Genomic DNA, 6,300 nt, shown 5'->3' on the forward strand with positions numbered 1-6,300 from the left:
CCAAAACACAAGAAGAAACGGCTGCGCCGTCCTCCATTAAGAAGGAGGCATCCGTTTCTCGTACGCTGATTGCCTGGAACCAAGATTTCATCTGATCAAAAAAGCGCCGTCTTTTTCGAGAAAAAGAGGCGCGGCAATTCATCATGTTCAGCGGCCGCCTTATTAGCGATAAGCGACATCGGAGAACATATTGGTGACTTTATACCAGATCCAGCTTAATGCCTGGTCTATGCTTTTGACTTGCCCTGAAATGTGGGCGGTCGAGGCCTGGTACAACGAACCGTCGATGACGGTCACATTCCCGTTCACTTCCCCGTACACTTGTGTCTTGCCGTTCTCAACCGTGAGATCACCGGAGACGCGTTTGCCGGAAGGAACGATGACGGTATTCCCCTGGATTACCACCTGATCGAGATCGGAGCCTTTGACGACTAGCTGTCCGTCCTGTTTCAAGAAGGTGACGGAACTCATCAGCATAACGAGCAGAAACACCGAAGCCGCCGTAAGAGCGGGATGTCTTCTGATCCAGGTAATAACTCTTCTTTCTTTCTTGGAAGGCGGCAGCGCGCCCATAATGCGTCCCACAAGCTCATCCGAAGCTACAGGGCTCTGGTGCATAAGGGAAAACAGCAGCATATCCGTTTGTTCCAGTTCCTTAAATTGTGCTCGGCATTCCGGACAGGATAGAAGATGCTCCTTCAAGTCCCGCTGCTGCTGTTCGGGCAAGTCGTCGTCCAGGTAATCATGCATCATAGAGACGGCCAGTTTGCATTCCATAGGAGCCAATCCTTTCATAGTGCTATTTATATCCCTTTAAATCGGGTCGCAAGGCTTGCTTAACTTTCATACGCGTCAGATTCATAAAACGTTTCACAAAAATCGCATGTTCCTTTATAATCTTGGGCCCAATTTTTTGCGCAAAAATTCCCGGCCTCGGTGTACCCGGGTCTTAATTGTCGTAACCGGCATATTCAGCACTTCGCTGATCTCCTGAAGCGACAGGTCCTGAAGATATCTCAGAATCATGACGGACCGGTATTTGACCGGCAGCTCGTCTATCGCTTCATAAATCGTTCTCTGCGTTTCGGAAAGAATAAGCTCGCTTTCAGGAGTCACATTATCGCTCGGGATAAGGGAATAGCCATCAGTCCCCTCCTGATCGCCAAGCTCGGCGTCAAGTGAGTAGGTCGGCCTGCGTTTACGCAGACGGTCGATGCAAAGGTTGGTCGCAATCCGGTATATCCATGTTGAGAATTTCTGATTATCATCGTAGCGATCCAGGTTCCGATACACTCGCAAAAATGTTTCCTGAACGATATCCTCCGCCTCATGGCGGTTATTCAGCATCCGGTAGCCCAGATGAAAGATTTTATCCTTATATAATTCGACAAGCTCGGCAAACGCTCTTTGATCGCCCTTCAGGGCAAGCTTTGTCAACCTGCCTTCCAAATTCTCCACCAGTTAACTCCCCCAAACTTGCCGCCCTTAGTATGTCGAAGTCTCCCATATTCACGGTACAAGTATTTAAATCGTAATTCAACCACGGGTAAAAATCAAGGGTTGTTCCGGCGTTTTCCAAGTTTAGGCAAACGCCAAAAAGCCCGCCTTCCACTGGATAGAAGGCGGGCTTGCAGTGTCTAGCGAAGGCGAATCAGGGAATGGCCGCGGTATCAGCCCGTATTGCGAAGACCGGCGGCAATTCCGTTGATCGTAAGGAGCACTTCGCGCAGCAGGTCCGGATCGTCCTGCTCGGTCTCCCGCAGTGCTCTAAGCTCGGTTAAGAGCTGAACTTGCAGGTAGCTGAGCGGATCGACGTACGGGTTGCGCAGCCGGATCGACTCTTGAATCACCGGCACATTGTCCAAAATGTCCTGTTGGCCGGTTATCTTCAAAATCAGCTCCGAGGTCAAACGGAATTCTTCCTCAATCTGTCCGTAAATCCGCTTGCGAGCTTCATCGTTCTTGCTCATCTCCGAGTATTCCTTGGCGATCACCAGGTCCGCTTTGGCAAGCGCCATTTGCAGCGTATCAACCAGGCTCGTGAAGAAGGAGAAGTGCTCGTACATATGTTGAAGAATCTTAAGATTCTCTTCCTTGTTATCATAGAAGCTTTGCAGCCCCGTTCCTGCCGCATACCAAGCAGGCAGCAGGTAACGGCTCTGGGTCCAGGCAAATACCCATGGTATCGCGCGCAGATCCTCGAACCGGTCGCTGTTCTTCCGTTTGGACGGGCGGGAGCCGATATTGAGCTCGCCGATTTCCGGTAGCGGAGTCGACTCTTTAAAGAAGCTCAGGAAATCCGGATCGCGGAAGATCAGATCCTGATACTTCGTCAGCGATATCTCGGAAATTTCTCTGCAAATATCTTCCCATTTATTCTCATACAGATCACTGTGCGGGGTTCTCGCGTTAATGGCCGCGATGACAAGGGCCGACGTCGCCTGCTCCAGACTGCGGTAGGCGATTCCTTTCATCTTATAGCGAGAGGAAATGACCTCGCCCTGCTCGGTGATCTTGATCCCGCCACCGATGGTGGAAGCCGGCTGAGCCAGAATACTGCGGTTCAGCGGCATTCCGCCCCGGCCAAGCGCTCCGCCCCGGCCGTGGAAGAACTTCAGCTTCACATCGTACGAGTCGGCCATGGCCGTAAGCTCCTTCAGCGCTACGCGCAGTTCCCAGTTGGCGGTCACAACGCCGCCGTCCTTATTGCTGTCGGAATAACCAAGCATGATCTCCTGCAGGTTGCTCATGGCCTCTACCGCCTGGCGATAGATCGGCAGATTGAAGATCGTGCGCATGATTTCCGGCGCAGCGTGAAGATCATCGATCGTTTCGAACAGCGGAACCGCCTGCAGTGTACAGACAACAGTGCCGTCTTTGTCCCGGCGGAACAAGCCCACTTCCTTGGCGAAGACCATAACCTCCAGAATATCGCTCGCCGCTTCCGCCATACTGATCAGGTAGCTTGTGATACACTGCTTGCCGTACTCGGCCTGAGCCGCGTGAACGGTCCGGTACACTTCCAGACATTCTTCCGTCGATTCGCTGTACTCCTGATAAGGAGAGGTCAGCGGCCGCGGATCGTTAAGCAGCTTCTCCAGAAGCTCGATCTTTTCACTCTCCGTCAGCTTGGAGTAATCCGGCGTGATATCCATTTTGGCCAAAATCTCCGTCATTGCCTTCTCATGCTCCTGGCTGTGCTGACGGATATCGAGTGTCGCCGTATGGAAGCCAAACAACTCTACCTGGCGGATCAATTTTTTAATATAAGTGTCGGCCACGTAATCGGCATAGTGATGCCGCAGACTGCGGTCGATAACGTTCAAATCGTTAATCAGCTCTTCCGGGGAAGAATAGCGCTCAAGCGTACCTTTTTTCTTGTCGTCCAGCACGTTCTGCGTCTTCGTAATCATGTAGCTCAGTTTGATCCGGTAAGGCTCGTTATCGTTGCGCCATGCATCGCTGCGCTCCAGTTGAACAACCGCCCGGTCTTTCTCAATCGATTCCAGCAGCTCCGGCGTGACATTCACGATGCTGGTGCTAAAGCTCAAATACTGGATCAGCTGGCGCATGATCTGCTGGTATTCCCGTATAGCCATAATGCGCTGAATACGCAGCGTCTGAATGGTAACCGAAGCCGTAACCGAAGGGTTGCCGTCCCGGTCGCCGCCGATCCATGAACCGAACCGCAGGTAAGTCGGTACATGCCAATTCTGTCCAGGATAATACTTGCTCAGACAGCGCTCAAGCTCCTGATAGACATCCGGCAGCACATGAAAAATCGTCTCATGAAAGTAATACATTCCGTTACGCACTTCATCAAGCACCGTAGGCTTACGGTCACGCAGTTCGTCGGTCTGCCACAAGGTGATAACCTCGTTTAGGAGCTTCTCGCGCAGCTGCTCGCGTTCCCGGAATGTCAAGGTCGGATTGTCCAGTCCCGTTACATCGTCTGAGATCCGCTTGTGGATATCGAGAATGGCACGGCGCATTGCTTCCGTCGGGTGGGCGGTCATGACCAGCTCCAGCGACAGGCCATTAATAATCTCCCAGACTTCCTTAGGAGAAAAATCCCGTTCCCGCAGTTCCTGAATTGCGCTTTCTATAGAACCAGGCTGAACGGTTTCACCCGCAGAGCGCTCATAGTCTCTTTTCCGGCGAATCCGATGATTTTGTTCGGCGATATTCACCAATTGAAAATAGATGGCGAATGCCCGGATTACCTGATGCCGGTTTTCCGGGTCCAGGGAATTGATTAATTCCTTAAATTCGCTGTGCAGTTCAGGCAAAAACACAGAGCGCAACGATTTACTGGTCTCACGAATCTTCTCCACGATCTCCAGCAGTTCATTGCCGCCTTGATGTACCAAGACTTCGCCCAAAATGTTTCCCAGGAACCGTACGTCTCGCCGCAGCAGGTTATTGGAGTTGACTTTGCCTGCGGTAGTCGTAAGTTCGGTCATGCTGTTCCCCCCATCCTTCTTCCGTATCAATGTCTCATCACAAGTCATGTTTCAAGCTTTCCTCATATCATACAATAAAACGGATCGAAAATCTTCAACTTCTTTCACGGTGAAGCACCAGAGTCTTTTAAGATTATACATCAAAATGATTATTTATTCAGGTATATTTTTTCACATTTTTATTAAATTATCGAGAAAATAGCTGGTATCGTTCTAAAATACATATGAAATGCAAAAGATAGGGCTTACATTTCGGCAATGTTTGTACCTGAGAAGAATTAAAATACGTATGAAAACCAATAAATTCCTTGCTAAATATCCGAAATTTTTACTTATCGGACGTTCAATGATGGCGAATATGCCTGCGTTGCGGCTCATCGAGTGTTTTTGGTTCGCAGCTCAGGGCTTGTCCAATGCCTGGATTTCCCTCTTATTATCCCCATGTCAGAGCTGAAATAGATACCCAGCCGGTGAAGTTTGGCGGCCTTAATCCTCGTCTTTAGTTTGTTCGTTTTTCCATTTCTTTAGCACCTCCAGCGTCGGCTGCATGAATTCTGAGCGCTCTTTATCCAGAATCGCCTGCAGGCGGTCACGATCCTCCTCAGCCTTATCCAGCAGCTCGCGCGGCACCAAATTCCCTTTTGCGATTGCTCGAAGCAGCACAATAACTACAATCATCAATATCAACGCCACAATATATGCAAGCCCGTATTTGTCCGCAAGCGGCAGCAGCTTTTCCAACTGTGCAATGTCGTCCTGTCTCATTTTCTCATCCCTTTCATTAGAACGTGAAATCGCCGTCAAATAGGGTTTTAGCCAATCCAGTTCAATTTAAAATCAATTTCTTTATTATCCCTCCTTTATTTGGTGTGGTTCAAAAAACTCATTCAGTGATGATCATTAATGTGATAAAATGGATACTGTTCGTATATCGTTCGTATTTTTTATATAATATACTCCTTAATCTTCCTTTTCGTAAAATCTGATTTTCAGCCATTTTCCACCTGTTATTATCCAATAACGCCCGGTTATCTTCATTCTCTTACCTTTTGGCAATTTATTGATGATATATTTACCTTTTGTCAAAATTGATTTATAGTCATATTAACGGTATTTGCAAAATAAGGAGTGTTCGAGATGGAACAAGATTTTGGATTATATATGAAACGGCTGCGCGAGAGAAAAGGTCTCACCCTTAGCCAACTGGCTGTGGCCGCCGGAATCAGTGGTTCACAGATCTCACGCATCGAGAACGGTCTACGCGGCGTACCCAAGCCGGCAACCTTGCGCAGACTGGCAGAAGCCATGAATGCCTCCTATGAGGAGCTTATGGAGCGTGCAGGATACTTACAGGAGTATGAGCAGATGGCTGAAGGAATACCCGAATGGGCGACCAGTAAGGACAAACGCGATTTCAAAAAGATGCTGGAAGATGACGGAGAGCTGATGTTTGACGGGATTCCGCTTAACAAAGAAGACAGACAACGGATAAAAGACGTGCTGACAGGCTTGTTCTGGGAAGCCAAGCAGATGAACAAACGAAAGCCAACCTCCAAACCAGACAAATCGGATGATTAATGCCCTTAACCAATACCTATGCTGCAGGTGAAGAAAATGGATGAACTGGTCCATCAACTAATTAAAAAATATAAAACTAACTGTCCGTTTGAGCTATGCCGGGCTCTAGGTATCCATGTCCGATTTATGAACCTCGGCAGGGGGACCAAGGGGTTATATTACCGCAAGCTGCGTAGAAGGTTCATCGTCATTCATAATGAGCTGTCTTTGGAATGGCAGCGATTTGTTTGCGCGCATGAATTAGGACATGACCGGCTGC

At 49.0% G+C, this 6,300-nt stretch carries 6 protein-coding genes (1 of these 6 running past the window's edge); 2 read left to right on the plus strand and 4 right to left on the minus strand.

Features of this window, described 5'->3' with window-relative positions; translation table 11 throughout:
* Nucleotides 1-162: 162 nt before the first annotated feature.
* The 4 genes from PSAB_RS21470 to PSAB_RS21485 all read right to left on the minus strand — a co-directional run bounded on the left by PSAB_RS21470 (nt 163) and on the right by PSAB_RS21485 (nt 5,228).
* Complete coding sequence (locus tag PSAB_RS21470) at nt 163-777, minus strand: zf-HC2 domain-containing protein (protein WP_025336631.1); 615 nt, start codon at nt 775-777, stop codon at nt 163-165.
* 114 nt (nt 778-891) lie between these two features.
* Entirely contained in the window at nt 892-1,458 is a 567-nt protein-coding gene (gene sigW / locus PSAB_RS21475; protein ID WP_025336632.1) for an RNA polymerase sigma factor SigW, read from the minus strand.
* Nucleotides 1,459-1,670: 212 nt separating this feature from the next.
* Nucleotides 1,671-4,463, minus strand: a complete 2,793-nt coding sequence (gene ppc / locus PSAB_RS21480; protein ID WP_025336633.1) for a phosphoenolpyruvate carboxylase — start codon at nt 4,461-4,463, stop codon at nt 1,671-1,673.
* A 486-nt stretch (nt 4,464-4,949) separates the two neighbouring features.
* Nucleotides 4,950-5,228, minus strand: a complete 279-nt coding sequence (locus PSAB_RS21485; protein WP_025336634.1) for a hypothetical protein — start codon at nt 5,226-5,228, stop codon at nt 4,950-4,952.
* A gap of 372 nt (nt 5,229-5,600) precedes the next feature.
* Here PSAB_RS21485 and PSAB_RS21490 point away from each other — a divergent pair, with 372 nt between their 5' ends.
* Both PSAB_RS21490 and PSAB_RS21495 read left to right on the plus strand, forming a co-directional pair.
* Nucleotides 5,601-6,041 carry a transcriptional regulator gene (locus PSAB_RS21490; RefSeq protein ID WP_025336635.1) on the plus strand — a complete coding sequence of 147 codons (441 nt, stop codon included), beginning with the start codon at nt 5,601-5,603 and terminating at the stop codon, nt 6,039-6,041.
* A gap of 36 nt (nt 6,042-6,077) precedes the next feature.
* On the plus strand, nt 6,078-6,300 hold the 5' portion of the coding sequence (locus PSAB_RS21495; RefSeq protein ID WP_025336636.1) for an ImmA/IrrE family metallo-endopeptidase. Its footprint extends 191 nt past the window's final position; only the first 223 of its 414 coding nucleotides appear in the window; it begins with the start codon at nt 6,078-6,080; its stop codon lies off the right edge, out of view.

This window comes from Paenibacillus sabinae T27 (assembly GCF_000612505.1).
In the GTDB taxonomy this organism is placed as follows: Bacteria; Bacillota; Bacilli; order Paenibacillales; family Paenibacillaceae; genus Paenibacillus_AQ; species Paenibacillus_AQ sabinae.